The sequence below is a fragment of the Desnuesiella massiliensis genome (assembly GCF_001403615.1).
GTDB classification, from domain to species: domain Bacteria; phylum Bacillota; class Clostridia; order Clostridiales; family Clostridiaceae; genus Desnuesiella; species Desnuesiella massiliensis.
In genome coordinates this window covers 598,026-624,504 of record NZ_LN879456.1, presented here as the reverse complement: position 1 = coordinate 624,504, position 26,479 = coordinate 598,026, and the positions used below count along the sequence as shown (strand labels likewise).

Annotated in this window: 27 protein-coding genes and 1 tRNA gene; 1 reads left to right on the top strand and 27 read right to left on the bottom strand. The window is 29.7% G+C overall.

Annotated features, from left to right (window positions below):
* Positions 1 to 35: 35 nt before the first annotated feature.
* From BN2665_RS13705 to yfmF, 24 genes are all read right to left on the bottom strand, one after another.
* Positions 36 to 953: an RluA family pseudouridine synthase gene (locus tag BN2665_RS13705; protein ID WP_055667664.1), complete on the bottom strand. Its 918-nt coding sequence runs from the start codon at positions 951 to 953 to the stop codon at positions 36 to 38.
* Positions 953 to 1,399 carry a signal peptidase II gene (lspA, locus tag BN2665_RS13700; protein WP_055667663.1) on the bottom strand — a complete coding sequence of 149 codons (447 nt, stop codon included), beginning with the start codon at positions 1,397 to 1,399 and terminating at the stop codon, positions 953 to 955. The genes BN2665_RS13705 and lspA overlap by 1 nt, the downstream gene beginning before the upstream one ends.
* A 17-nt stretch (positions 1,400 to 1,416) precedes the next feature.
* Positions 1,417 to 2,028, bottom strand: coding sequence for a TraR/DksA C4-type zinc finger protein (locus tag BN2665_RS13695; protein ID WP_055667662.1), 612 nt, complete (start codon positions 2,026 to 2,028; stop codon positions 1,417 to 1,419).
* Positions 2,029 to 2,113: 85 nt separating this feature from the next.
* Positions 2,114 to 3,409: a 3-phosphoshikimate 1-carboxyvinyltransferase gene (aroA, locus tag BN2665_RS13690; RefSeq protein WP_055667661.1), complete on the bottom strand. Its 1,296-nt coding sequence runs from the start codon at positions 3,407 to 3,409 to the stop codon at positions 2,114 to 2,116.
* Positions 3,393 to 4,208, bottom strand: a complete 816-nt coding sequence (gene aroF / locus BN2665_RS13685) for a 3-deoxy-7-phosphoheptulonate synthase (protein ID WP_055667660.1) — start codon at positions 4,206 to 4,208, stop codon at positions 3,393 to 3,395. Before aroF ends, aroA begins: the two co-directional genes overlap by 17 nt.
* A complete protein-coding gene (gene aroB, locus BN2665_RS13680) occupies positions 4,209 to 5,261 on the bottom strand; it encodes a 3-dehydroquinate synthase (protein WP_055667659.1) in 1,053 nt (350 codons plus the stop codon).
* Between the two features lie 61 nt (positions 5,262 to 5,322).
* Complete coding sequence (locus BN2665_RS13675; RefSeq protein WP_055667658.1) at positions 5,323 to 5,928, bottom strand: DivIVA domain-containing protein; 606 nt, start codon at positions 5,926 to 5,928, stop codon at positions 5,323 to 5,325.
* 15 nt (positions 5,929 to 5,943) lie between these two features.
* The gene (locus BN2665_RS13670) at positions 5,944 to 6,714 is read right to left on the bottom strand and encodes a YlmH family RNA-binding protein (RefSeq protein WP_055667657.1); all 771 of its coding nucleotides are present in this window, start codon (positions 6,712 to 6,714) and stop codon (positions 5,944 to 5,946) included.
* A 57-nt stretch (positions 6,715 to 6,771) separates the two neighbouring features.
* On the bottom strand, positions 6,772 to 7,230 hold the full coding sequence (locus tag BN2665_RS13665; RefSeq protein ID WP_055667656.1) for a cell division protein SepF: 459 nt from the start codon (positions 7,228 to 7,230) through the stop codon (positions 6,772 to 6,774).
* Positions 7,231 to 7,254: 24 nt separating this feature from the next.
* Complete coding sequence (locus BN2665_RS13660; protein WP_055667655.1) at positions 7,255 to 7,920, bottom strand: YggS family pyridoxal phosphate-dependent enzyme; 666 nt, start codon at positions 7,918 to 7,920, stop codon at positions 7,255 to 7,257.
* A 76-nt stretch (positions 7,921 to 7,996) separates the two neighbouring features.
* Positions 7,997 to 8,725, bottom strand: a complete 729-nt coding sequence (locus BN2665_RS13655; protein ID WP_055667654.1) for a DUF881 domain-containing protein — start codon at positions 8,723 to 8,725, stop codon at positions 7,997 to 7,999.
* A gap of 13 nt (positions 8,726 to 8,738) precedes the next feature.
* The gene (locus BN2665_RS13650) at positions 8,739 to 9,077 is read right to left on the bottom strand and encodes a small basic family protein (protein ID WP_055667653.1); all 339 of its coding nucleotides are present in this window, start codon (positions 9,075 to 9,077) and stop codon (positions 8,739 to 8,741) included.
* Between the two features lie 13 nt (positions 9,078 to 9,090).
* Positions 9,091 to 9,813: a DUF881 domain-containing protein gene (locus BN2665_RS13645; RefSeq protein WP_055667652.1), complete on the bottom strand. Its 723-nt coding sequence runs from the start codon at positions 9,811 to 9,813 to the stop codon at positions 9,091 to 9,093.
* An 11-nt stretch (positions 9,814 to 9,824) separates the two neighbouring features.
* A complete protein-coding gene (locus BN2665_RS13640; protein WP_055667651.1) occupies positions 9,825 to 10,598 on the bottom strand; it encodes a cell division protein FtsQ/DivIB in 774 nt (257 codons plus the stop codon).
* Between the two features lie 157 nt (positions 10,599 to 10,755).
* Positions 10,756 to 11,862, bottom strand: a complete 1,107-nt coding sequence (gene spoVE / locus BN2665_RS13635; protein WP_055667650.1) for a stage V sporulation protein E — start codon at positions 11,860 to 11,862, stop codon at positions 10,756 to 10,758.
* Between the two features lie 21 nt (positions 11,863 to 11,883).
* The gene (gene mraY / locus BN2665_RS13630; RefSeq protein WP_423229856.1) at positions 11,884 to 12,861 is read right to left on the bottom strand and encodes a phospho-N-acetylmuramoyl-pentapeptide-transferase; all 978 of its coding nucleotides are present in this window, start codon (positions 12,859 to 12,861) and stop codon (positions 11,884 to 11,886) included.
* Between the two features lie 44 nt (positions 12,862 to 12,905).
* A complete protein-coding gene (locus BN2665_RS13625; protein WP_055667649.1) occupies positions 12,906 to 14,282 on the bottom strand; it encodes a UDP-N-acetylmuramoyl-tripeptide--D-alanyl-D-alanine ligase in 1,377 nt (458 codons plus the stop codon).
* A gap of 14 nt (positions 14,283 to 14,296) precedes the next feature.
* Positions 14,297 to 15,745, bottom strand: a complete 1,449-nt coding sequence (locus tag BN2665_RS13620) for a UDP-N-acetylmuramoyl-L-alanyl-D-glutamate--2,6-diaminopimelate ligase (RefSeq protein ID WP_055667648.1) — start codon at positions 15,743 to 15,745, stop codon at positions 14,297 to 14,299.
* 90 nt (positions 15,746 to 15,835) lie between these two features.
* Positions 15,836 to 18,025 (bottom strand): stage V sporulation protein D, encoded by a 2,190-nt coding sequence (locus BN2665_RS13615; protein WP_055667647.1) that lies wholly within the window; start codon positions 18,023 to 18,025, stop codon positions 15,836 to 15,838.
* 24 nt (positions 18,026 to 18,049) lie between these two features.
* On the bottom strand, positions 18,050 to 18,550 hold the full coding sequence (locus BN2665_RS13610; RefSeq protein ID WP_055667646.1) for a hypothetical protein: 501 nt from the start codon (positions 18,548 to 18,550) through the stop codon (positions 18,050 to 18,052).
* Between the two features lie 17 nt (positions 18,551 to 18,567).
* Positions 18,568 to 19,509 (bottom strand): 16S rRNA (cytosine(1402)-N(4))-methyltransferase RsmH, encoded by a 942-nt coding sequence (rsmH, locus tag BN2665_RS13605; protein ID WP_055667645.1) that lies wholly within the window; start codon positions 19,507 to 19,509, stop codon positions 18,568 to 18,570.
* 15 nt (positions 19,510 to 19,524) lie between these two features.
* Positions 19,525 to 19,953 carry a division/cell wall cluster transcriptional repressor MraZ gene (mraZ, locus tag BN2665_RS13600; RefSeq protein ID WP_055668404.1) on the bottom strand — a complete coding sequence of 143 codons (429 nt, stop codon included), beginning with the start codon at positions 19,951 to 19,953 and terminating at the stop codon, positions 19,525 to 19,527.
* Positions 19,954 to 20,075: 122 nt separating this feature from the next.
* Positions 20,076 to 21,341: an EF-P 5-aminopentanol modification-associated protein YfmH gene (gene yfmH / locus BN2665_RS13595; RefSeq protein WP_055667644.1), complete on the bottom strand. Its 1,266-nt coding sequence runs from the start codon at positions 21,339 to 21,341 to the stop codon at positions 20,076 to 20,078.
* Between the two features lie 16 nt (positions 21,342 to 21,357).
* Complete coding sequence (gene yfmF, locus BN2665_RS13590) at positions 21,358 to 22,581, bottom strand: EF-P 5-aminopentanol modification-associated protein YfmF (RefSeq protein ID WP_055667643.1); 1,224 nt, start codon at positions 22,579 to 22,581, stop codon at positions 21,358 to 21,360.
* A 195-nt stretch (positions 22,582 to 22,776) separates the two neighbouring features.
* On the opposite strand from yfmF, the gene BN2665_RS13585 reads away from it, so the two are divergent.
* A tRNA-Sec gene (locus BN2665_RS13585) sits at positions 22,777 to 22,873 on the top strand.
* 1,075 nt (positions 22,874 to 23,948) lie between these two features.
* Here the strand turns inward: BN2665_RS13585 and BN2665_RS13570 are convergent.
* The 3 genes from BN2665_RS13570 to BN2665_RS13555 form a co-directional block, all read right to left on the bottom strand.
* Entirely contained in the window at positions 23,949 to 24,422 is a 474-nt protein-coding gene (locus BN2665_RS13570; protein WP_055667640.1) for a GyrI-like domain-containing protein, read from the bottom strand.
* A 187-nt stretch (positions 24,423 to 24,609) separates the two neighbouring features.
* Complete coding sequence (locus BN2665_RS13565) at positions 24,610 to 25,128, bottom strand: methyltransferase family protein (protein ID WP_055667639.1); 519 nt, start codon at positions 25,126 to 25,128, stop codon at positions 24,610 to 24,612.
* A gap of 569 nt (positions 25,129 to 25,697) precedes the next feature.
* Entirely contained in the window at positions 25,698 to 26,363 is a 666-nt protein-coding gene (locus BN2665_RS13555) for an N-acetylmuramoyl-L-alanine amidase (RefSeq protein ID WP_055667637.1), read from the bottom strand.
* Positions 26,364 to 26,479: the final 116 nt, after the last annotated feature.

Sequence of the window (26,479 nt, the reverse complement as noted above, 5' to 3'; positions counted from 1 at the left end):
CTTTCTTTCAAGAAAATAATACTATAGACAATCTATTATTTCAACTCTTTACTTAAAATATTTAGAACATTTACATAATAATCTGGTAGTTCACTTTCAAACTGCATATACGTATTTTTTGTAGGATGAATAAATCCAAGAATCTTGGCGTGCAGTAATTGACCTTGAAGATTGAATCTTTGTTTTTTGAATCCATATACTGGATCTCCTAGTAAAGGATGTCCTATGTGACTCATATGTACTCTAATTTGATGAGTTCTTCCCGTTTCTAATATACACCTAACTAAAGTATTATTTTTGTATCTTTCAATAACCTTATAATGAGTTATGGCTTCTCTTCCATCTTTTATAACTGCAATTTTAATTCTTTCTACAGGATGCCTGCCTAAAGGCTCATTTATGGTGCCCTCGTCTTGTCTTAATAAACCTTCTACTACTGCATAGTATTCTCTTTTCATAGAATGCTCTTTTAATTGTTCTGCCAGTTTATTATGTGAATAATCATTTTTAGCAACCACAAGAATGCCTGAAGTATCCTTATCAATTCTATGAACTATTCCTGGTCTTAAAACTCCATTAATGCCAGATAAATCTTTACAATGATATAGTAATGCATTAACCAGTGTACCATTATAAACTCCAGGAGCAGGATGTACTACCATACCCTGCGGTTTGTTAACCACAATTATATCACTATCCTCGTACATAATTTCAATAGGTATGTTTTCTGGTTCTACATTTAATTCCTTTGGTTCTGGAATATTTACTAAAACAAAATCCATCTCTTTTAATTTGTAATTGCTCTTCTTTTCTTTGTTATTTACTAAAACTTTGCCTTCATCAATTATGTTTTGAATACTGGATCTTGATACATCTTGAAGAACTAAGGCTAGAAATTTATCTAGCCGAGTTCCTACATTTTCTTTTGTTACAATAAAATTAAAATCATTCATTATTTAACATCCTTTACTATGCATAAACCTAATATTATGGTTCCAAAAACCACTAACATATCTGCTATATTAAAGGTTGGAAAATAGTAAACATCCTTATAATGCAGCTGTATAAAATCTACCACATAAGTATAATAAAATCTATCAACTAAATTTCCTACGGCCCCAGCAATTATAAAAGAAATGCTTAGTTTTAAAATCTTTGATTGAGGTTTAAATTTAAATAGATAAAATATCATACCACTTACCACAATTAAAGTGGTTAGTGCTAAAAAGATAGTTTTATTCTGTAAAATACCAAAAGCAGCTCCTTTATTTTCTAAATATGAAAAGGCAAATATATTTTTAATTACAACAATATCATTGCCACCTTTTAATGTATTGATGGCCCAAACTTTTGTTATTCTATCTAATAAAATCCCTAGAAAAAGTATTAAATATGTCATTCCCATCCCCCTTAATATTAATCTGGCAGTTGATTTCTATACTGCTCATTACTGATTTTTTCAATAGGTTCTACATACTCCTCATCTTCATCATAAAAATCTTCTACATTTTGTAGCTTTTCGAACTGTTGCACTCCTTGATAACTATCTTCTGCATCAAAACCTACTTCATCGTATTCACTAATATCATTATAACCATAAGTAAAAGGATTTCCTATTACTTTTTCTTCTAAAGGTCTTTTTGAATAACTAGCATTCTCTATAGTGCTTATTTTCTCTTGACAGCTAACACAATACTGAGCATAAGGCACTACCTCTAAACGCTCTTTTATAATTTCTTTACCACATTTTTTACAAGTTCCATAAGTATCATGTTCAATATCAAGTAATGCTTCATCAATCTTTTTTATTAAAGATATTTCATTCTCTTTTAAGGCAGCCCCTCTTTCTAAATCATACATTGCACCTGCTATATCGCCCGTATGATTATCATAAAAAGAAAGCTCAGAAGATATTTCTGATAGAGAATTTAAAGTATCATATTTTTTCATCTTTTCTATAGTTCCTAGTACACTCTTTCTTTCATTTAATAATTTTCTTTTAAAATATTGTTTTAACTCATTATTCATACTATCCTTGCTCCTTTTTATTTGTTATCATTAGTTATTCTTTCAAAAGCAAGGATTTTTATTACATAGTTTTAGAAAAATATTACTAGAAATTTAAAAACATTCTAAAATATTTTTCTGAATTTGGAAAGGATATTTTAGTACAATCCCAATCTAAAATTTTTGTTTCACCTTTATTCCTTGAGGCTAGCACTGCAAAAGCCATAGCTATTCTATGATCACCAAAGGTCTCTATAGTAATATCCTTATTTATGAAATCTTCCTTTCCTTCAATATATAGATTATTATCAGTGTAACTGCAATTTATATCGCAGGTGGATAAATTACTCAAAATGCAGCTTATCCTATTACTTTCTTTATACTTTAATTCATTAACACCTTTTATAATAGATACTCCACTGCAGAAAGAGGCTAATATTGAAAAAACAGGTATTTCATCAATAATATTAGGAATATCCTCTTCTTCAATAATTATTGGCTTTAGCTCACTGGATTTCACTTGTAAACTCCCTATTGCTTCACCACATTCCTCTCCAGTAACCTGGTATTCAATATCAGCTCCCATAAGCTTCAGTATCTCAATATATCTCTTTCTTCTTTTATTTAGCAATAGATTATTTATTGTAATAGAGCTTTTAGGTATTAATATGGTGAGAGCTATTATAAAGGCTGCTGAAGATATATCTCCAGGTATATTAAGATCTCTACAGTGCATTTCAGAATTTTTTATATTTATAACTTTATCCTGAACTAATAGGCCTGCTCCAAGAAATTTAAAAAGCAATTCTGTATGATTACGGCTGTAATTCCTTTCGGTAACCTTCGTTATTCCTTCAGCCATATATCCTGCAATAAGTATACTAGACTTAACTTGAGCTGAATCTACTAACATATTATAGTCAATTCCCTTCAAAGCTCCATGTATAGACTTATTTATTGATAAAGGAAGTTTTCCCTCTATACTTCCTATATTCCCCCCCATATCTTTTAAAGGACCTATTACCCTATCCATAGGTCTTTTTGAAAGAGAAGTATCTCCAAGAAGCTTAGTCTGAATATTAGCTCCACACAATAACCCTGTTATAAGCCTAGCTGTGGTACCAGAATTACCGCAATCAATAGAATCCACATAAGAATTAAATCCTCTGTATCCTGGAGTAACTAATTCAATATTTTCATGATTTTCATATATTTTTACTCCTAAAGCTTTCATAGCATTCAAAGTAGAAATACAATCCTCACTAAAGGGAAAGTTTGTTATTCTATATTTCCCTTTAGGCAGGGCTCCAATTAAAAGTGCCCTATGAGATATTGATTTATCTCCTGGAAGTGATATTTCACCCTGAACAAAACTTTTATGTCCTTTAATTACTAAATCCATAAGCTTCACCTATAATATTTATTTTATCAATAATATCTTTCAAAGTTAATATATCAATGGTTTGTGCTGAATCTGAAATTGATATGTCAGGTTTTATATGCGATTCAATTATTAAACCATCAGCTCCCGCCGCTATAGCAGCCAAGGACATTGGAGCTACTAATTCTCTTAATCCAGTACCATGACTTGGATCAACAATTATTGGCAATCTATACTTATTTTTAATATAAGCCACGGCATTTAAGTCTAGTGTATTCCTTGTAGAGGTTTCAAAGGTTCTTATGCCCCTCTCACATAATATTATGTTCTCATTTCCATTTACCATAATATATTCAGCAGCATATAACCATTCTTTTATGGTTGCACTAATTCCTCTTTTTAGTATTACAGGAGCCTTAGTTTTACCAACTTCTTTTAATAAGCTATAATTATACATGTTTCTAGAGCCAATTTGTATAATATCAATATAATCTAGCGCATGTTCAACATCTCTTGTATCCATAATCTCTGTTGAAACTATCATATCAAATTCATCTTTTATTGACTTTAATATGCTTAACCCCTCGTTTTCCAACCCCTGGAAATCATAAGGAGAGGTTCTAGGCTTAAAAGCGCCTCCTCTTAATATATTTATGCCAATATTTTTTAGTTCTTTTGCTATAGCCCTCATAGTATCATAATTTTCTATAGCGCAAGGCCCAGAGATAACTATTTTATTTTTTAAACCAATTGTCTGGCTTTCTTTTAGTTTTATTTTTATAGGGTCTCCAGATAATTTATCTACCAAGAGTCTATCCATCTAATTATCACCTTCTATACTTTCTTTTATAGCCCAAAGCAATTCGTCCTCTGCTACAACAACTTTTATGGTCATATCACCAAAGGCGCCTAATAATACGAACCTCATATTATCATCATTTTTTTTATCGCTTTTTATTGTCTTTAAGAATTTTCTATAATCTTTTATACAATAATTAAGCTTTAAATCAAGCTTTCTATATAGATTCTTTATTCTTAAAAACACTCTTTCGTCTAAGCCAAGCTTTTTTTCTGAAAGCTTAAGAGCTACTAAAATACCTAGAGCTACTGCTTCACCATGAGACAATTCATATTGGGAGTCAATTTCAATGGCATGGCCAACAGTATGACCAAAATTTAAAGTATTTCTTAAACCCATATCCTTGAAATCTTTTTCTACTATATTTTCCTTTATTTCTACACATTTATTAATTATATAACTAATAACCCTAGGCTGTAAACTAGTTAAATCATCAATGTGCTGTTCAACATAAACTAACAGATCCTCACTATCTATTAAAGCATACTTAATTATTTCCCCAAAACCGTTTATCAATTCCTTTTTAGGTAATGTACTTAGAAAATCAGTGTAAATTAGTATTGCTTCAGGGTCATAGAAACTTCCTATAGCATTTTTAACATTACTATAATTGTAACCTACTTTACCTCCAATGCTACTATCCGTCTGGGAAATTAATGTAGTAGGTATATTTATATATTTAATTCCTCTCATATATGAAGATGCAACAAATCCACCTATATCTCCTAGGATACCGCCTCCAATTACTACTAATAGGTCTTCTCTGTTAGCCTTATTATTGAGTAAAAAGTCATATATTCTATTTACTGAGTGAAAATTTTTACTTTCCTCATTTAACCGAATAATCAACTTATGACTTAGCTCATAATTTAATAATTTTTTAATTGTCTCTAAATGTAGATTATACACTTCTGTATCTATGATATAAAAACACTTTTGATTTCTTTGAATTATACTATAAAACTCTCTAATAAAATCAATACTGCTTTCAAAAATCCATATATTTTTTTTCACACTAATCACTCCAAGCTAAAAATAAAATTCATAAAAAAACTCACTCAAAGTGAGTGAGATTTTAACTATTTCGTGCAAAGAAGCTTTTAATAGCATCTAAGTCTTCAGTCTTATAATCATCTTCATCTAAATTTTTTAAATCTAGATTTTCTACAGGCTCAATAGCTTTTTCTCTTATATCTTCCTCAAGAGGAGTTCCTATACTATAGTTCTTAACGAAATCTTTTTCTAAATCATCGAAAGTCTGTAGTTGAACATTCATAAAATTTCTAAACTTAGCTCTAAACTTTATGAATTCTTGTTTTATTTTATCATATTCTTCATTTACACCCATAACATCATTATGGGCTTTATCTAAAATCCTTTGAGCATTGTCATTAGCACTCTTAATAATGATCTCTGATTCCTTTTGAGCTGAAAATTTAGCTTGCTCTGCTGCATTTTGTGCTAATAATAATGTATTTTGAATAGTGCTTTCTATCTTTGAATAATGCTCTATCTTCTCATTCATCGCTGTAATTTTTTCTTTTAAAACAGAATTCTCTTTAAATAATTCCTCGTAATCCTCAACAATCTTATCCAAAAACTCATCTACTTCTTCTGAATCATACCCTCTTAATACCTTTTTAAACTCTTTATTATTAATATCCATAGGAGTTAATTTCATGAAGCTCACCTCATTTTATACATATTTTAGTATTTCTTTTCTTAATTTACCTTTAAGACTAGTTCCGATATTTTCGCCGATTCTAAATTTACCATAGCCTCTAACTGTTATAATATCTTTTTCTTTAATTAACACATCTTTTTCATTGATTTCTATGTAATTAATCATCACCTTACTTGAAGCGACTAGGTCCTGGGCTTTTGACCTTGAAATATTGCATATAGAACTAATAACGCAGTCAATTCTATCTGAAGAAACTAAAATAATCTGTCTATTAAAAGATACCTGAGGTAATAATTCTAAGTTTTCTATTAAGCTAACTTTACAGGATGAATTACCAATCTTATTTAGATTAGTTAAAACATATTCATAAATATCCTCATGAACCACTGTATAGCAGCAATTTTCATTAACTATAAAATCCCCAAATTTATTACGCTTTATTCCTAAAGCCATTATTGCCCCAAGATAATCCTTATGACTTAAAATTGAAAACTTTGATTTATTTTCAATTTTTAATACTTTCATAGGAAAGAGACTATATTGGTCTACATTAAATCCAATAAGTCTTCTTTCAGATAATTCAAAAATTCCTTCAGTTTTTAGTGCTATTGAATGATTATTAGCCAGTCTACTTACCTTACTCCAAATATAAGGTGGGTAAAATTCATTGGTAAATAATTCTTTATTAGTTTTATTAGCTAATAAAAATTTATCATATAACAATGAAATGGAATTTTTGTCATCATATTCATTAAAATAATTAATAAACTCATTCTTATTCATAATTTTCATCCTAAAATATAATAAAAATTATCCTTTGTAAAAATATATTATACATGTTTATTTAGACCAGTTAAATAAACCTTTTGAAGAAAGTTCACTTTTCAACTCGTTGGATACTTCAACATTAGAAGGAGACAATATATATACTCCCTTTTCTATTTCTTGTAATTCTCCACCTAAAGCGTAGCTTGCTCCTCCCATAAAATCAAGAAGACGTTGTGCAACTTTAGGGTCTAAGCTAGTTGTATTCACAACCACTATTTTTCTATTTTTTAAATCATCACAAATATCTGTTGCCTCTTCATAAGCTGAGGGCTTAGTTATAGTGACCTTTGCTGATACTGCAGTATGAATGTTTACAACTTTACTTTGTTTTTTAGAATTACTGCTAGGTATTATTGGTTCATACTCTTCGTCGTTATCTTCTCTCTCCATCTCCATGTCATCCAACTCTTCATCGTATTCATCCTCAAGTCCTAAAAATCCCCATACTTTATTTAATACCTTTGCTGCCATTTTTATTACCTCCTACTTTTATTTTTAAATATCGTAAATTCTTTTTCCGAATATACCTTCTCCAACTCTTATTATATTGGCGCCCTCTTCTATAGCCACCTTATAATCATTTGTCATACCCATTGAAAGATATGTCATTTTTACATTATTATAAGATTTGGTTTTTAAATCTTCATAGATTGATTTCATCTTTTTAAAGTAAATTCTAGAGCTTTCTTCATCACCCTTAGGTATTATAGTCATTAAGCCTTTAACTTTTACATAGCTGCATTTTTCAACTTCATTGATTAAATTAATTAAATCTTCTTCCAAAATACCACTTTTGCTTTCTTCTCTGCCAATATTAATTTGAATTAAGACTTTTGCTATCTTGTTTTTTAGACTAAATTGCTTTTCTATTTCTTCTAGCAATCTTACACTATCTAAAGAGTGGATTAAATGCACCTTATCCACGATATATTTAACTTTGTTTCTTTGTAAGTGGCCAATAAGATGCCATCTTATATTCTTATCCATTAAATTATCGTGCTTTTCAATTAGTTCTTGAACCTTATTCTCACCAAAGTCTCTAATATCTGCTTCATAAACTTTCAATATCTCTTCTATACTCCTGGTTTTGCTTACAGCAACTAAATTAACATCTGCAGGTATAGATCCAGTTATTATTTTGATTCTTTCTGATAAGTCCAACTATATCTACCCCTTTATAACATTATATTTGTTATATCTACTATTCTTCATAAATCTTAAAAATCCTTCAAAAATATTACTTAGAAGGTGATAAATATTTATTTTTCACATCACTTGTAATAGAGGGGATAACTACTTCTTTCTCCTCATATATGCTGACTTCAATTCCTCTATTTATAAGAGTTCTAACATAGCTATCATTACTTAATATATATTTTTTTATAACTTCTTTATTGCCTATAACATTTATGTAAAAGGGAGCAGGCAATTTGACCCCATTAATTCTTAAAAAAGCCCAACTACAATATATCTCAGAATTTGGCATAATTCTTTGGCCATTTATAGAAATAGCCTCTGCCCCTGAATTTCTTAATTCATTAATAACCTGAATCATATCAGTATTATGGACAGTTCTAGTATATCTTAATATAGGATCATCAACACTATTGCTGAATTCTCCGCTACCGTCTTTTATGGTAATTGCTAATCCTTCACCTTTTACATCTTTATACCCTAATATCATTTTATTAAGTTCAAGCTCACTAGAAATATCCTCAATTATTTTTGACTCCGAAGCTTCTCCTTGTTTATAATTTGAAAGCTTAGATAAGTTTTTAGAATATTCATCTTTTAATGCATATATATCTTTTACAAGTTTATTTCTTGAATTATATGCTTCTTGATATTGCTTTGCATTCAAAACTATTCTTTCTTCTGTATTATTAAGGTTAATATTTAAGGCAATTAGAATACCAATAATAATTGCTGCTATAAATACAAATACATTAGCTTCATTATTCTTCATTAAAATCACCTCATCAATGTGATTTTGCTTTTTCTATTAGCAGTCTCCTAACTATAGCAAAGTTATCAAAAATTCTTCCACCAAATACAATAACAGCAGCAATGTAAATTGGAATACCAAGTCTGTCTCCTAAATAAGCTAACCCAGCTGCCAAAGCTGCATTTCCAAAGAATCCAGAGATAAATATATCCGGTTGAAAGTTTTTTGATAAGGAAGCTCTTATAGCTCCAAACACAGAATCTAAACAAGCTAATATGGCAACGGACATATATGGAGAAAACTTATCCGGTATATTAACTTTCCAGACTATGCCTATAATTATTCCAATTAATAAACCTACAAAGGCAATCATACTATAATACCTCCTATTTCACTGGTTTTAAATAATCGTATTTATAAGTTCTATTGAACTTAGGAATTTTAATCGAATCAGATTGCTCGAATTTTTTATCATAGTAAGGTAAGGCTTGAAAATCTAGTGCTCCTGGGAAATTCATCATACCATATAAGTCACCTTTGTTTCCTATAGCCTTTATTACTATCCTTTCTCTTGGAGATACTTTTTCACCATTTATCTCAATAAAATTATTATTTGAAGAGCTTTTTATACCTGTTTGAATAGATACTCTTTTATCATTAATTGAAATAGCTTCAGCTCCAGAAAAATTAAGTTCGTTAATAATATACACCAATTCGTTATCGGTTATATATTGGTTAGATGCATTACTAGAAAATACTGAGTTTTTAGGATTAAGATAAATAATTATTCCTGGTCCCTCTACATCAACATTACCCATTATCAACCTAGTATCATCAAGTTGCTTTTTTAACTCCTTTGTTAAATCATTATTATCTGCAGCCGCATCTTCATATTTTTTTAATTGATTTAATAACTCATTGTTTTTTTTCTCAACTTCTGATTTTTCCTTCTTTAACTGCTCTATTTCTGCAGTTATATCTACTTGGTTGTAATTATTAGGGGTTATAGCTTTTTCTTTATCACTTAAAAGTTTAAACTGATAAGCTAAGAGAAAACCTAATAAAGCACACACACAAGCAACCAAAATCTGTGAAATATATTTTTTCATAAGCTATCCTCCTATTTTTCTATATATACTACAGGATTGCCGTTAAAGCTTATATCAATGTATCCTTTTGAATCTTTTATATTTTCATAAGATAATATATTTATAGCTTTATTTAATTTAGTTTTTAAATCATCTAGAGTTCCAATTATTACTTTCATATTATGATAATAGAGTTTTATATTTAATGTATCATTCAAATCTATGGAAGTAAATTCTATATCACTGGTATTATACTTCATTAATTTAGCATATTCTTCTAGCCACTGTAATCTTCTGTCATTAATGGGCAATAAGTTATCGCCCAGGTTAGTATTAGATAACTCTAAGCCATCTAACTTAATCAATTCATTATTAACTAAGTCCTTCTTTATTTCTAATAATCTTGACTCATCATCCAATAAGTAGAAGCTGTCACCTACTTGAATATAGTATCTAGGAACTCTTTCCTGCATTTTTATAAGCAATGTAGAGGGTAATTTTCTTTTTATCTCTACATTTAGTGCATATGGATTAGTTTTAATATTATTTATGTAGATTTCTTTATTTATATAAAAAATATTTTTACCTAATTCAATACCGCTATTTTTTACGATTTCTTCTTTCGACATTATTTTATTATTTACAACCTCAATATTAGTTATGTTAAAATATGGAGCCTTAAATAACAAGGTAAAAAACAGAGATATTAAAAATATAATAAAAATTATAGCTTTCTTCAATCTTCTTTTATGTTTTCGTCTTTTTATTAACTCATTTTTTTCTCTTACTCTTACTATTTCCCCCATAAAATACCTCTATAAAAAATATTCATACATATATAATAACATTGTATAAGATTAATTTCATTAAATTTTTTACTTAAAATTAAATTTTCATGTACAAATAATACATTTTCATGCTTTTACGCTCATAAATAGTGGCATGCAATAATGCATGCCACTGCTAAATATTTGCCTTTTGTCTAGATATGTTCAATAATACACCCATGGCTATCATATTAAAAAGCAAAGAAGATCCTCCATAGCTTATAAAAGGTAAGGGTACTCCAGTAACGGGCATAGAACCAGTTACAACAGCTATATTTACCATAGCCTGAACTGCTATTATAGAGGTTATTCCCGTAGCTAATAAAGTTCCATAGGTATCTTTTGCTTCAAGAGCTACCTTAATTCCTCTCCAAATAAAAACGAGGAATAAAGTTATTATAAAAATACAACCAACTAATCCAAGCTCTTCCCCAATAATAGAAAAAATAAAATCATTATGTGGTTCTGGCATGTAATAGGCCTTTTGTCTTGACTGTCCTAATCCTAATCCTAATATTTTTCCAGAGCCTAGAGCCAATAGAGATTGGATAAGCTGATAGCCATTACCAGCCGGATCCTGCCATGGATTTAAAAAATTAAGCATTCTTGCTCTTCTATAATCAGAAGAATATATAAAGAAAAGTGCCAATGCAGTAAGAGCTGGAGTAACTATTCCAAAAAGGTGGAAAGCCCTTGCGCCTGCCACAAAAAGAACAATCAAAGTAACTATCATTATTACAGAAGCAATACTCATATTTTTTTCTAGAAGAATCATTCCCGCATAAAATCCTGACACTAGGAGATAAGGAAATACCCCATAAAAGAAATCTTTAACTTTTTCACCTTTAAAATCAAGGCTTTTAGCTAAATAAAACACTACAGCATATTTTACTATCTCTGAAGGTTGTAAAGAGGCCCCTCCTATTCTTATCCATCGATAAGCACCATTTGTATCTGGAAAAAAGAAAACTGCTATTAACAATGGAATACATACTATAAGCAAAGGCACTGTAAACTTTTTTAATTTACGATAGTCAAAACTCATGCCCACAAACATGGCAGTAATCCCCAAAGCTGCCCATAATAATTGTCTTTTAAGATAGAACATGCTGTCTTTTTCTTTATATATAGATATATAAGAGCTGGCGCTATAAACCATTATTACTCCTATGGCAAGTAATAATAAGATTACAGAAAATAAAACAAAATCCACTTGCCCCTTAACAGGGTTCTTTTTTTTCATAAATAAGTATCCTCCTATTTTTTAAAAGGATAAAAATGCAACTAAGCAAAGCAATAAAGTAACTATAGAAAATACTGAAACGATTTTTGTTTCTGCCCACCCTAACTGCTCAAAATGATGATGTATAGGTGACATCCTAAAAACCCTCTTTCCGGTTAATTTAAATGAAGTAACCTGTATAATAACAGATAAAGTTTCTATTACGTATATTCCACCCACAATTACAAGGAGTAATTGAAATTTTAGAAGCATTGCTACCGTAGCCACCGCTCCCCCTAAAGCTAAGGATCCAGTATCTCCCATAAACACTCTTGCAGGAAAAGCATTATATCTTAAGAATCCTAATAACGCTCCAGATAAAATTAAACAAAAGATTGCTAAGGTATTATGTCCCATTCCATAGCTGATAATAGCAAAGAAAACTATTACTAAAATTGTTACTGAAGTTGCAAGTCCATCTAGCCCATCCGTTAAATTTACTGCATTAGTAACTCCAGCAAAGTAAAAGAGCATAAAAGGTATATAGAAAAACGTCATATTCAGTTCTCTATTTAAAAAAGGAATGTAAAGGTTAGTTCCTACTTTTAAATACGCATAAGTAGAAAGAGCTCCTGATACTATTAATAATAAAACCATCTTTTGCCATGCTCTTAACCCTAAATTGTCTTTATGTATGATTTTTAAGATATCATCTAAAAATCCTACAAAGCCATAGGCCATAAAGGCATATAAAGCAACCATAGCCTCATCACTGGGTTTACCCACCAATATAATCATGGATATTAAAGCAGAAAAAATAAAAATTATACCGCCCATAGTTGGGGTACCTGCTTTTTTTTGATGGCTTTTAGGACCATCTTTTCTAATGTTTTGACCAAACTTCAATTTATGAAGGATTGGAATTACTAAGGGTGCTATCAATGATGAAATTAAAAATCCTAAGGCAATAGGTAATATAGTATATGCATTTATAATGTTTTTCATGTCGTTAAATATCATATGAAATCCTGCTTAAACTATAAGCAGTTTCCTCCTTTCTATTCTTAGCTGTTTAAGTTCTGTAATTTAGTTATTATGCTTTCAAACTTCATTGACCTTGAAGCTTTTACTAGTATTATGTCCTCATCTTGAATAAGTTCTTCTATGATACCTGCTACTTTCTCTGTGGTTTCTACTAGAATACACTTACTTTCATCTTTAAATCCATGTAAAAAAGCTTCATTATATTCACCAACAGCTATTAGAATATCTATTCCCTTTTCTTTAGCATACTGTCCAACGGATTTATGAGCGCAGTAGGAGGCTTCCCCTAGCTCTTTCATAGTTCCTAATATAGCCACTTTTCTTTTGCCATTTATATTACACTGCACATCTAATGCTGCACGCATAGAATCTGGACTTGCGTTGTATGCATCATTTATAACTGTAAATTTGCTTCCTTTATTTATTTCCAGACGCATGGATGTATAGGTTAAGCTTTTTATGCCTAGCTGAATTTCATTAAAGCTTACTCCTAACAGCCTAGCGCAGGCAAAGGCTATTAATGCATTTTCTATGTTATGTCTGCCGGGAATAGGTAATGATAATACTCCTTCTAAGGTATTATTATTATATATCTGAAATTTACTGCTATCTTCCTCTAGTGATATGTTTCTTGCAAAATAGTCATAGTGATTTTCTTCCATACCAGCTTTAACTAAAATATATTTTTCCGTATTAATACTTTTTAACAGATCACTCTCACAATTAATTATCAAAGTGCTTTTAGCAGTAAAAAAGTCTGTAATCTCCATTTTAGCTCTTAATATGTTCTCTCGAGTTTTAAGGGTTTCTATATGAGATATTCCAATATTAGTGATTAAGGCAATATCTGGTCTAGCTATATCAGCCAAATTATGGATTTCATTTAAATTGCTCATCCCCATCTCTAGCACTGCAATATCATAACTCTCATCTAATTGAAATATCATCAGTGGCAATCCGATTTCATTGTTAAAGTTCCCCTTAGTCTTAAACACTTTATATTTGTAACCTAAAAATGCTGCAAGAAGATCCTTTGTAGTGGTCTTACCCGTCGAACCTGTGATTCCAACTACTTTTATATTTAGCTTTTCTCTATAATATTTTGCTAGCTTCTTTAAAGCTTCCCTTGTATCTCTAACCTTAATTACAGTACATGTTTTTGCTTTATCTGCATCAAATAACACTTCATCTACTATACATAGTAAAGCACCTTTATTAACTGCATCTAATACGAACTCATTGCCATTAAAATTATCGCCTTTTAATGCTATAAATATACTTTTATCATTAATGTTTCTGCTATCAGTTGAAAGACTGGTATATTCGCAAGTATTACCTATATTTATACATACACCCTCAACAGCTTTAATTATTTCATCTAAAGTTAATTTTATCATAGCAACACCACTTTCTAATTTGTTCTTAAGATCTCTTGAACAATTTTCTTTTCATCAAACTCTATAGTCTTATCCTTTAGTATCTGATAAGTTTCATGACCTTTTCCAGCAACTACTATAATATCATTTTGCTGTGCCATGGCTATAGCCTTTTCTATAGCTTCTCTTCTATTTTCAATGATAATATAATTTTTCTTAGAAAGCCCATTTACAATATCCTTTATAATATTCATTGGTTCCTCTGTTCTTGGATTATCCGAGGTGATTATGCATAAATCACTTATTTCAGTTGCTATTTTTCCCATTATTGGTCTTTTAGTAGCGTCTCTGTCTCCTCCGCATCCAAATACACAGATCAATCTCCCTTTTGTAAATTCTTTTACAGTACCTAGTATATTACTTAACCCATCTGGAGTATGAGCATAATCTATAATTACGCTAAATTTATCATTACCTATTATCTCACATCTCCCTGGCACTACTATCTTATTTATGGCAGCTTGTATAACTTCTTCCTTTACACCTTCATTTAGAGCTATTCTAATGCAACCTAGGGCGTTATAAACATTATATTTTCCTGGAACAGGCATGCTAAAGCTTAGCTTTTCTTCATTGTATATTATACTAAATTTGATCCCTTTTTCGCTAATAGAAATTCCTTTTGCCATAAAATCTGAGGCTTCTTCAATAGAAAATTTAAATATTTTCTTATGGCTAACATTGCTATTTATATAAGCTTCAATTTTTTTGCCATAGATATCATCTATATTAATTATTATATTTCTACTATTTTCAAATAATTTCAATTTTGCATTAAAATAATTTTCAAAGGTCTTGTGAAAATCTAAATGGTCTTGAGTTAAGTTAGTAAAAATTCCGTAATTAAACTCTATTCCGTAAACTCTATCTAGACTTAAAGAATGAGAAGAAACCTCCATTACACAATAATCTACTTTTTTCTCTACCATTTCATTAAATAATTTTTGAAGTTCTAAAGATTCAGGAGTGGTCCTTTCAGATTCATATCTATCTTTACCTATATAATTTGCAATAGTTCCAATAAGCCCAACTTTATAACCAGCTTCTTCAAGGATAGACTTTAAAATATAGGTGGAAGTGGTTTTACCATTGGTACCAGTTACGCCAATTATTTTTAACTTTTCAGAAGGATTACCATAATAGTTAGCAGAAGCTAATGATAAAGCTTTTCTACTGTCTTTTACTTTTATAATAGTGCAGTTTAACAATTCCTCTATATCATCTTCTACAATAATTGCCACTGCACCTTTTTCAAAAGCTGCTTTAGCATATTTATGTCCATCAGCCTTCAAGCCTTTTATGCAGAAAAACACATCACCTCTAGATATCTCTTTAGAATTATAATGAATATTATTAATATGGATATTTTCTTCTCCAAAGGCGACCTCATAATCCACTCCCTTTAATAATTCGCATAAATGCACCCAAATCATCTCCTAATAAATAAAATTTAAAACATAATAGTGGCATGTAGAATTACTATTAAGTAAAAAGCTACATGCCAAAAATTATTATCAATCTCCACCAGTTAGGTCTAGTATTATATCTAAAACTGTATCCTTTGAAACCTTTTGCTCAGGTTCTACACTTTGTTCCATAACTACACCTTCACCTGTGAACTTTGCTTTTAATCCAATACTCTTAAGGATTTCCATAGCTTTTTCCTTGCTATATCCTTTTAAGTCTGGCACTACTACCTCTTTATTATAGTTTGCCTCCTGAGATGTGTAAAGAATTATTTTGGTGCCTTCTTTAACTGTTATTCCCGGTTTGGGGCTAATATCTGTAATTATACTGTTGTTTTTGTCTAATTCAAAATTTAAGTTATTTGCCTTTAATATTTTAATGGCCTCTTCCTTCTTCAATCCTCTTACTTCTGGAATTATTACATCCTTCAAAAGGCTTCTTGCTACACTAGCGTCATCGGCATCTGCTTCTATGGCTAAGTAGTTGAAGATATCATTAAAGACTTGTTTTGCTACAGGAGTAGCAATTACACCAGCATAATATTCTCCAGCAGAGGGCTCATCAATGGATATAAAAATGCTTATTCTAGGATTTGATGCTGGAGCCATACCTACAAAAGAAGAAACATATTTTCCTCTTTCGTAAGTACCATTTTGGGAATTTACCTTTTGAGCGGTACCTGTTTTTCCTCCAATATGGTATCCCTCAATAAAGGCCCTTTTACTACTTCCTTCAGATATTACTTTTTCCAGGTAGCTTCTAAGAAGCTTTGTGTTCTCCTCACTAGCAATCCTTTTATTCACAAAATCATCAAAGGTTTTATATAAAACTTTATTATTATTGTTGTCAGTATAAGAAATCTCTTTCATCAAATGGGGTTTTACCCAAACTCCATTGTTAGCAACAGCATTGAAAGCTGCTAAGAATTGAACCGGATTTACTGTATTAGTTTGACCAAAGGATATAGTAGCAAGATCCACATCATTAATGCTACTAGTTTTTTTTACTATGCCCTTTGCTTCACCAGGCAAGTCAATACCTGTCTTCTGTCCAAGACCAAATAAACTAATATATTTATTTAACTTCTCTTTACCTAATCTTTGACCTATATTGATAAAACCTACATTACAAGAATTTTTTAATATATCTACAAAGTTTTCTGTACCATGACCTGTTCTTTTCCAACAATGGATTGTCCTATTTGCTACCTTAATGCTTCCGCCACATACAAATTTATCATTCTCATGTACTAGCCCTTCTTCCATGGCAGCAATAGCTGTAATAACTTTGAAAATTGATCCAGGTTCATAGGTATCATTAACGGCTCTGTTTCTCCAAAGTTTCTGCAATTCTTCATAACTACTTGTTTGCTCTCTTGAATTATTAGGATTAAAATCTGGCTTATTTACCATAGCCAGTATTTCACCAGTTTTAGTATCCATAGCCATTATAGACACAGCTTTAGCTTTATTATCTATTAATGCCTGATCAGCAGCCTTCTCACAGAAATATTGTATCTTTTCATCTATAGTTAAATAAATATCTTTCCCATCTATTGGTTCAGTATATTCAGAAATGGTATAAGGTAATTCATTGCTTCTTCTATCAATTTCAGCAATTCTTACTCCCGGCATACCTGTAAGTTCTCTATCATATTGAAGTTCAATGCCTGTTAACCCCTTACCATCTACATTTGTATTACCTAAAACATGAGCTAAAAAATTATTATTAGGATAATATCTTTTAGTGTCTGGTGATACCAAAACTCCTGAAATAAAAAGTCCTCTTACCTTATCCGCTTCTTGTTTTTCTATTCTTCTAGCTAAATTGGCGGAACCCGCTGGTGCTCCACTGGGCAGCCTTGTATTCAATGCTTTTAACACCTTAGATACGTCCATATTCATAGCTTGTGCAATTTTCGGCGCTATATCATCGTTATTTAAATTATTTTTTACTAAGTATTGTTTTATGGTGTTAAGATCGAAATCTACCCTATAAACATTAGCACTAATAGCAAGTTCCTTACCATTTCTATCTAATATCTTTCCTCTTCTAGCATCTATTTTAACAGTACTTGTCCATTGTTCTTCAGCCAAAGCATAATAATCTTTTGATTTTAAAATCATTATATATGTTAATCTAAAAAAAAGCATGAAAAAGATAAAGCAAAAAAACCCAAAAGCGATTATCATACGCTTTTTAATTATTACTTTATCTCTAAATCTTTGGCCTAACATTTTACCTCCATATTAAATTGCTAATTAAAATAAAAACCTTTTTAAATTATCAATAAAGTTATTTATTAGGTTTTTTTCAGCAGTATTCTCCTTAGGAAGGTCAAAATTATCTTTTGATAAATCTATGGCCATAGCACTATTCTTTTGAGGTTCTACCATATTTAAATTTTTTTCTGCTTGTGTTTTTACATATTCTATGCTACTTACCTTAAGCAAGTCAACTTTTAAAGCTTCATTTTTTAATCTTGTTGTTTCAATCTCTCTTTTTGTAGTAGCTAGATTCTTTTGCATATTGTATATCTTAGCATCTCTCCATACTAATGTAATACCTGATATAAAAACTAAGGCAACTACCTGTATTACAGATAACTTTCTCTTTCTTTGCTTTTGTTTAATCCTTCTATTTCTCTCCTGTTTAGCCCTTTCTAACTCTTTATATCTTTCTCTTTCTAATGCACTAGAATCCCTATTAGGAGATAAAACATTACTTCCAATAATATATTTTTTTTCATCTCTTAATACCATTCTTATTCACCTCTGATTTAAATTAGAACTAATTTTTCCGCAACTCTTAATTTTGCACTTCTACTTCTAGGATTATAGTTTAATTCTTCTTCACTAGCTTCAATAGGTTTTCTACTAATAACTTTGATAAGAGGTTTCTTTCCACACACACATATAGGAAACTCTCTTGGGCACGTACATGGATTTTCTATTCTTTTAAATACATTTTTTACTATTCTATCTTCTAAGGAGTGAAAGGTTATAACTGCAATTCTACCTTCTGGATTAAGATTTTCTATACCTTTCTCTATGGTGTTTTCTATAATATTTAGTTCATTATTCACCTCAATCCTTATAGCTTGAAAAGTTCTTTTTGCTGGATGAGGCCCTTCTCTCCTTGCTTTTGCAGGTATAGCTCTTTTTATTATATCTACTAATTGAAATGTAGTTTCAATAGGTTTGATTTTTCTGCTTTCAACAATGAAATTAGCTATTCTCCTTGCAAACTTTTCTTCTCCATATTCTTTTATAATTCTAAACAAATCTTCCTCGCTATACTCATTTATAATATTGTATGCTGTAAAGGTCTTATCCCTATCCATCCTCATATCTAAGGCAGCATCATTCATATAGCTAAAGCCTCTTTCAGCATTATCTAACTGATAAGATGATACCCCTAAATCCATAAGTATTCCATCAACCTTTTCTATTTTTAAATCTTTTAATATTTTTTCTATATTATAAAAATTATCGTGTACATAAATCACATTTTTATAGTCCTTTAATTTTTCTTTAGCCGCAGCAAGGGCATCACTATCCTGATCAATTCCTATAAGAATGCCTTTATTGGAAAGTCTTTTTAATATTTCACTAGAATGGCCTGCCCCACCTAGGGTGCAGTCTATATATATTCCATCCTCTTTTATATTAAGTGCTTCTATGCATTCATTTAATAGCACTGAAATATGTTTAAATTCCATAAATTATATCTCCTTCTAAATGCCTAATTCACTCATTTTTTCTGCTATTTCATCGAAATCTATATTAGAGCTATTATAATCTTCCCAATGATTTTTACTCCATATTTCTATTCTTGTTAATACTCCTATGCTTACAATATCCTTTTCTATTTTAGCATATTCTAATAGATTTTGTGGAATTAATGCCCTTCCTTGTTTATCAATTTCAATTTCATTGGCACCAGAAAAGAAAAATCTAGTAAAAGCTCTAGCATCTTTGCTTGTTAAAGGCAGCGCTCTTAATTTTTTCTCAAGTTCCTTCCACTCCTCTATGGTATAAGCATATAAACAACCGTCCAACCCTTTTGTCAGAACAAACTTTGCTCCTAATTCTTCTCTAAATTTAGAGGGAACTATTATTCTATTTTTACTATCAAGAGCATGATTATATTCACCTATAAACATATCTTGTGCATTTCCCTCCACTTTAATCCACTTTAAACCACTTTATAATTTAATTCTATAAAAAAATAAAAAACCCTTCTTAATTTTAAGGGTTTTTATAAAAAATTTAATTATATTTTACTTTATTCTATTATTGACAAAACGCTATTATTAATTTTAAACAACTCATTCTTATATTCTTTAATTAAGCTTATGTCAATAGACTCTAATAAACTCTTATATTCAAATATATCTATATCCCTAATTAAATATTTACTAATAAAGTTTCCAATACCGTCTATACTGTTAAACCTATAAGCATACGAGCCTAACAAGGCCTTTTTTACTCTATCCACATCAGAAGTTTTTATATTCTCCTCTCTATTTAAAGAAAAATGATCTAATAAATACTTATTAAATTCTTTAGGATTTTTACTTTCTCCTCCCATTAAAAGATAGGCATATTCCTCTTCAATAGCATACTCATAAGAAAAGCTATCATTTATTAAGCCTTTATTATATACAGTTTCAAAAAAATCAGAAGTTCTACCTAAATATAGCCTACTTAATATATTTATTATAAGCTTTCTTCTAAGTAATTCTTGCTTACTAATAAAAGTAAAATTATCTTTAAAACCTTGGATAAAATTCGGTACACTTAATCCCATAGAATTTTCAACCAAGTGTGTTACAATGTTATCTTTAGAATCATACTGTCCTAATACTGGAGTAAACAACTCCTTTTGCGGTATAAACTCATAAAGATTTTCTTTAATCTTATTTACATCCACATCCCCAACTATTACTAGTGCCATATTTTGAGGATTATAAAAGGTATTGTAGCAGTGATATAACATTTCCGGGGTTATCTTGTATATGGACTCTACAGTACCTGCAATATCATATTTAATAGGATGAGACTTATACATGTTTTGAAGCAGATTAAAATACACCTTAAATCCTGGATTATCCTCATACATTTTTATCTCTTGTTCAATTATTCCCTTTTCTTTCTCTACATTTTCATTAGTGAAATAAGGATTAAATACAAATCTTATCAATAGCTCTAAGCATTTTTCAAAGTTTGAAGTACAGGAGAAGTAGTAAGAAGTATTTTCAAAGTTAGTGTAAGCGTTGGGAGAAGCTCCCATAGCAGAAAATTGATTAAAAATATTTCCCTCTTTTTCTTCAAAAAGCTTATGTTCTAAAAAATGAGCTATCCCTAAAGGATATTCCTTTAAAGGCTCTTCCTTTGATTTTGAAAATTTGATATCTTTGGAACCATAATCTACAGTTATCATGGCAAAATACTTATTATATTCTTTTTTAGGTAAAATATAAGTCTTTAAACCATTTATATTATCATAATATAAGTCTTCATTTATATAATCAAGTTTTCTCACATCCATAACTATCATCCTTTCTTTATTGACCTATTGTATATATAGACCCTAGCTGTAAAATTTCAGCGGCTTTCTTTATTCTTTCAATATTAACCTTTTCAATATTATCTATAATATCTGCTATAGAATAAGTAACATTATAAATTTTCAGAGCAGATAGATAGTCCATAATACTGTACTGACTATCCTGAAGATTTTTCAAATCATTACTTAACTTTCTTTTTGCACTGGTAACTTCTTGTTCAGAAAACAAACCCTTTTTAATTGATTCTACCTGCTGAAAAATAATTTCTTTAGCTTTCTCGAAGTTTTTCGTGTCCACACCACTGGTTATAGTTAATAATCCCTTAAATTTATCAATAAAAGAATAACTGTAGTAGGCAAGACTATGTTTTTCTCTTACCTCATTAAATAATTTTGAATGAGTTCCTCCACCTAAAACCGAATTCATAACCGCTAAGGCAAAATAGTCCCCATTCATTAGTGTGGCATTAGTTCTATAACATAATGCTAATTTTCCTTGATTTACCTTCATACTATCCTGTACTACCTTTAATTCTTTTAAGCCGTAACCACTATTATTATTGTTAGTTACTTTTAAATTGCTTAGCATAGGAAATTTACTTAATTCATCAATGATCTGCGCTTTGTCAAAATTTCCTTGAATAAAGGCATACATATATGTATTTTTCTTTATGTCTTCCCAAAGCTTAAATAATAAATCATTTTTTATTATATTAAGTCTTTCCAAATTGCCATATTTATATATGGAATAAGGTTCACCCTCTGTGCAAAGTTCTTCTGCTCTTTCTATGGCATAATTATCCTTATCATCTATTCTTGAGTTTATTAAAATCCTTAAGTTTTCTTTTTCTTGTTCAAAATATTCATCATTAAATTTATTATTTTGAGATAAGGTTTCATCAATTATTTCATATAAAAAATCAATGGCTTTCTTCCAAAGATCTTCATTATTCATGGTATACTGCTTATCTAAAAAAGAAAAGTAAAAATTCATCATTAGCCTCTCACCTTTTTTAGATATAAATATATCAAAAGCTCCTCCATACATTTCTTGTAAATAAGTCCATATCTCTTTTGTAGATTTAAATTTATTACAACCTCTCTTTAAAACACCAGTTAGTAAATTGTAGTCTGTGGTGTATTCGTTTAATTCTAGAGGAATAATTAAACTAATGGCATTAGTCTTAAATTTACTAGTTTCTAAAAAAGTTATATTATCCATATAAAATCTCTCCTTTACTCCTTAAGATATTATAAATCAATTTTTATTAATATTATATATATTAAATATATGATTTCAGAATTCAGTTGTCATGTGTCTATTTTATCACAAAAATGCTACAATTATTTACTTTTAAGTATACGTTGACAAAATAAATTACATATTGTAGAATAACATAGTAAGTTTGTACTTTATGGGGGTAGATGAGTGCTGGTGTGCTCGCCAGTCTTCAAAACTGTGTTGCCGTGCTAAGACCACGACGGGTGGGTTCGATTCCCACATACTCCCGCCAATTATAGTGAAATCAATGCTTTGAGTCGTTATATCATATATAACCCTCAAAGCATTTTTTATTTTCAGAAAACTTAAAGACTCATATGCACTTCATAGTATTACTCAATTTCTAATAAATATAGAAAGCGGGTGTTTTCAATGGGTTCAAAGAAAATGAAATTAACCAGCAACATAAGTCCAAGACTACCAGAGCTACGTGAGCGGAAATTATTCCACAGTATAACAGTTAAAAATTTTTTTGAAACACATGATAAGTTTATGGCTGATAAATCATTGGAAGGTCTAAGAGAAAGTATATTCAACTACAGCAAGAAGATTTAATAGAGCATCATAAAAAAGCAAATATGTAGAGTATTTATTTAAAATAGGAATCCACTTCCATAGCAGATGTTTTTCATAAAACAATAAGGTGGAGTATTTCTCCACCTTATTAAAATTCCTACATTAATATATCAAATTTAAATCAAGGGGTAGACATTTCATCTCCTCCTTAATCCTTATGGACTTTTTAGCAATACTAAATTTATTTATCTAACTTCAAATAACGAAAATAGATGTTAAAATTACTATTGTACAAATACAACCTACTATAGTATTATAGAAAGTACTTTCTTCTTTTTTTACTTTTTTTAGTATAGAAACTGTATTAACATATAATACTATTCCTGCAATTATTGAACCATAAAAATATAATGCCCCCTTAAATTCATTCCCTTCCTCTAAATCTGTTTTACATTTATAAAATCTCATATTTATTATAATTCAACTCTTATTATATAAATCCTCCAATAAATGAAAATAGCCCACTAAGGGCAATATCAAGTCAACTTACTAGAATAGCGCTTTTAGCAAATATAATATTATGTAACACTTTTATTATTGATAAATATAATAATACTAGGTTACTGCTTAACCTATATACCAAAAGCGTTTTCTCAACCCAAACCCTTATGCATTTAGGCCTTAGAGTTACTAAACCTAGGATCTAAATGCATTTATTTTTATTTAGCTGTTTAAAAGTAAATCATAGGATTTATAACAAGAATTTGACTTTAGCTTGCTTCTGATATTGTTTATTGACCTTTCTTGTCTATTGCAAAGTATATTTCAATTTCAGGTTTTTTTGATACACTTTTTTCAGTATGATATTCATACTCCATATTTAAGGCTTTATAGCCCGAATTTGGTAACCATTGTGCATAGAAATATCTTTTTGCTTCCCCTATTGATAATCCCCATAAAAAACCTAACTTAGGCTTAATAGTAACTATTCCATAATATCCTTTTGGTAGTTCTACTTTTTCAAGGTTACTATTTTCTAAAAATCCGCCAATAAAAAGTTTAAAGCTTTTTGTTTGTTCATTATAATCCTTGCTTAAAACATAAAACGGTAAAACTTTACCATCTCTTTTATCTGCTATTTCATAATATTTTTTAGATAAAGTTATAATGTCTTTTGATACAGATTTATCATTGGAATTGAGCCATAATCCAAATACTGATATTCCTTCTGTTTTTTCAATTATTTTTACTTGCAACTTACTCATATACTTTCACCTCGAGATTAAAATACTCCTCACACTATCAAGTAAATATTTCTATAAATTATTCAACATATATAATAAAAATCCTTCCAAAAAATAAAAAAGAAGGTATCCTAAGGATTTATCCCTAAGCTACCTTTTAAGAAGAACACAAACCATAACTTGAATAATAGAGTTATAGCATACCTGTCTAAATATAACGTCTCACTTTATTCATATATTTTATATATTCTTCTCCGAATTTCTTAATACACCATCTTTCTTCTGAAAGAATAATCCAGTGTGCGGATACTTGAAAACCGATTAATAACGCAAGTAATATCAAGGATTGTGTTAGCAATACACACCCTAAAAAATAAATAAAATATGCAATGTACATAGGATTGCGGGATACTCGGTATAATCCGTTTAAATTTATTCCATTCATTTTAGGCTTAGCATAATTTACTACAGATACAGCGTATAAAATAATTCCTAAACTATATATTCCTAAACCTATGTAAAACCAATCAGAGTCAGTTTTGATTTTGAGTAATAATAGGTATAGTAAAATAAGGACGGTTGTAATTTGATAAACCCAGAATGCTACTTTTTCTCTTCCGATTAATGGAGCAAAGAAACCCGCACGTTTAAGTGATTTTTTGTCTATTATACTTAAAATCCCATATCTAATAAGTATTAGTGGTATTACTATCAAAAACGCATTCATTTTACCCCACCTTTTAGTTTTTTGCTCTATAACATTTCTATTTTAGTTGGTTCGCCTTTTCTAACTATTGTTTCTATAAAATCTATTCAACACTCGTAGTAAAAATCCTCTTAAAAATAATTATAATTGTATTACTTCTTATAAATTTGATATAATAACACATATATCCATTAAAGTAAATAGTTTTTAAAGTAGTTAGGAGATGGATTAATGGAAAAGTATTATTGGTTTTTTGCTTGGTTAAGTCTTTCTTTAGTTATTACACTATACGCATATGTATATAACAGAATTATACTTAGGCCTGTATTGGTATTTTTAGTGCCTTTTTTAATACTACCATGCTTTTTAGTTTCAAAAGCAATTGAACGCCTCCGTGATTTTTCAAAGAAGAATTTTAAATAAACTTTAAACCTATATTTTATACTTAACTTTAAGCAAATAAGAAAGGCAGCTCTTAGGGTAAAACCTATGGGCTGCCTTTCATAAATTTCTTTTATACTCCAAAATAAGTTTCCTAAAGCTTGTTTCAATTCTATGCACTTTTCATGCGGCAAGTACTGTGTTTCTATTCAGATGCCCTTATCATTGTTCTTCATATAAAATCTCACACCTTGAAATATAGATACTATTTGTTCCATATTAATATATCCGTTAGAATCTCCTTTAAGATAGTTGGTAACTATGTAATATCTTTTATTAAAATTCTCAATTATTTCTTGACCTGTTGCAGCCTTAATTATAGCTTTTGCTATTTTATTAGCATCATATTTGCTAACATCATTAACATTATCTATAAATACTCCTTCTACAAGCACGCAAGGCATATTTGTATATTTAGGTATATATAAATTACCCCCCTTAATACCTCTATTATAAGTACCTAAAGAATTTGAAACTTCTCTGCATATATTAATAGCAAATTGTTCTGACTTCCCTCCAGTACCACTAATCCAACACTCAGTTCCATAAACTTGAGTATTATACTTATTATAGTGAATACATAAATGTAAGTCTGAATTAATTTCATTTGCTTTTTTTACCCTATAGGATAAACTCTCATTTACAGAGTTAAATTTCATATCATAAGGTGTTATATCATAAGCCTCATGTCCTAAAGCATTTAAATACTTTATCAAATATTGAACTGTCTCTTTAGTACAAATATTTTCATCTAGTAGACCAACTGCTCCCCCATCAGGATAACAGTTATGACCAGCATCAATAGTTATCTTCATCAATATCACCTATACTTATTTTCTTTCACTGCTTGTCTAGTTGTAGATTGTCCAAAATAAAAACCTACAATCATCGTATAAATGGACATAAAATAAGTGTTAACCTCATTTCTAAA

What these genes read in the sequence shown, in the direction of transcription:
- BN2665_RS13705 (WP_055667664.1), bottom strand. Translation starts at nt 953, where the DNA reads ATGAATGATTTTAATTTTATTGTAACAAAAGAAAATGTAGGAACTCGG.
- lspA (WP_055667663.1), bottom strand. Translation starts at nt 1,399, where the DNA reads ATGACATATTTAATACTTTTTCTAGGGATTTTATTAGATAGAATAACA.
- BN2665_RS13695 (WP_055667662.1), bottom strand. Translation starts at nt 2,028, where the DNA reads ATGAATAATGAGTTAAAACAATATTTTAAAAGAAAATTATTAAATGAA.
- aroA (WP_055667661.1), bottom strand. Translation starts at nt 3,409, where the DNA reads ATGGATTTAGTAATTAAAGGACATAAAAGTTTTGTTCAGGGTGAAATA.
- aroF (WP_055667660.1), bottom strand. Translation starts at nt 4,208, where the DNA reads ATGGATAGACTCTTGGTAGATAAATTATCTGGAGACCCTATAAAAATA.
- BN2665_RS13675 (WP_055667658.1), bottom strand. Translation starts at nt 5,928, where the DNA reads ATGAAATTAACTCCTATGGATATTAATAATAAAGAGTTTAAAAAGGTA.
- BN2665_RS13670 (WP_055667657.1), bottom strand. Translation starts at nt 6,714, where the DNA reads ATGAATAAGAATGAGTTTATTAATTATTTTAATGAATATGATGACAAA.
- BN2665_RS13665 (WP_055667656.1), bottom strand. Translation starts at nt 7,230, where the DNA reads ATGGCAGCAAAGGTATTAAATAAAGTATGGGGATTTTTAGGACTTGAG.
- BN2665_RS13655 (WP_055667654.1), bottom strand. Translation starts at nt 8,725, where the DNA reads ATGAAGAATAATGAAGCTAATGTATTTGTATTTATAGCAGCAATTATT.
- BN2665_RS13650 (WP_055667653.1), bottom strand. Translation starts at nt 9,077, where the DNA reads ATGATTGCCTTTGTAGGTTTATTAATTGGAATAATTATAGGCATAGTC.
- BN2665_RS13645 (WP_055667652.1), bottom strand. Translation starts at nt 9,813, where the DNA reads ATGAAAAAATATATTTCACAGATTTTGGTTGCTTGTGTGTGTGCTTTA.
- BN2665_RS13640 (WP_055667651.1), bottom strand. Translation starts at nt 10,598, where the DNA reads ATGGGGGAAATAGTAAGAGTAAGAGAAAAAAATGAGTTAATAAAAAGA.
- spoVE (WP_055667650.1), bottom strand. Translation starts at nt 11,862, where the DNA reads ATGAAAAAAAAGAACCCTGTTAAGGGGCAAGTGGATTTTGTTTTATTT.
- mraY (WP_423229856.1), bottom strand. Translation starts at nt 12,861, where the DNA reads ATGATATTTAACGACATGAAAAACATTATAAATGCATATACTATATTA.
- BN2665_RS13625 (WP_055667649.1), bottom strand. Translation starts at nt 14,282, where the DNA reads ATGATAAAATTAACTTTAGATGAAATAATTAAAGCTGTTGAGGGTGTA.
- BN2665_RS13615 (WP_055667647.1), bottom strand. Translation starts at nt 18,025, where the DNA reads ATGTTAGGCCAAAGATTTAGAGATAAAGTAATAATTAAAAAGCGTATG.
- BN2665_RS13610 (WP_055667646.1), bottom strand. Translation starts at nt 18,550, where the DNA reads ATGGTATTAAGAGATGAAAAAAAATATATTATTGGAAGTAATGTTTTA.
- rsmH (WP_055667645.1), bottom strand. Translation starts at nt 19,509, where the DNA reads ATGGAATTTAAACATATTTCAGTGCTATTAAATGAATGCATAGAAGCA.
- mraZ (WP_055668404.1), bottom strand. Translation starts at nt 19,953, where the DNA reads ATGTTTATAGGTGAATATAATCATGCTCTTGATAGTAAAAATAGAATA.
- yfmH (WP_055667644.1), bottom strand. Translation starts at nt 21,341, where the DNA reads ATGGATGTGAGAAAACTTGATTATATAAATGAAGACTTATATTATGAT.
- yfmF (WP_055667643.1), bottom strand. Translation starts at nt 22,581, where the DNA reads ATGGATAATATAACTTTTTTAGAAACTAGTAAATTTAAGACTAATGCC.
- BN2665_RS13570 (WP_055667640.1), bottom strand. Translation starts at nt 24,422, where the DNA reads ATGAGTAAGTTGCAAGTAAAAATAATTGAAAAAACAGAAGGAATATCA.
- BN2665_RS13565 (WP_055667639.1), bottom strand. Translation starts at nt 25,128, where the DNA reads ATGAATGCGTTTTTGATAGTAATACCACTAATACTTATTAGATATGGG.
- BN2665_RS13555 (WP_055667637.1), bottom strand. Translation starts at nt 26,363, where the DNA reads ATGAAGATAACTATTGATGCTGGTCATAACTGTTATCCTGATGGGGGA.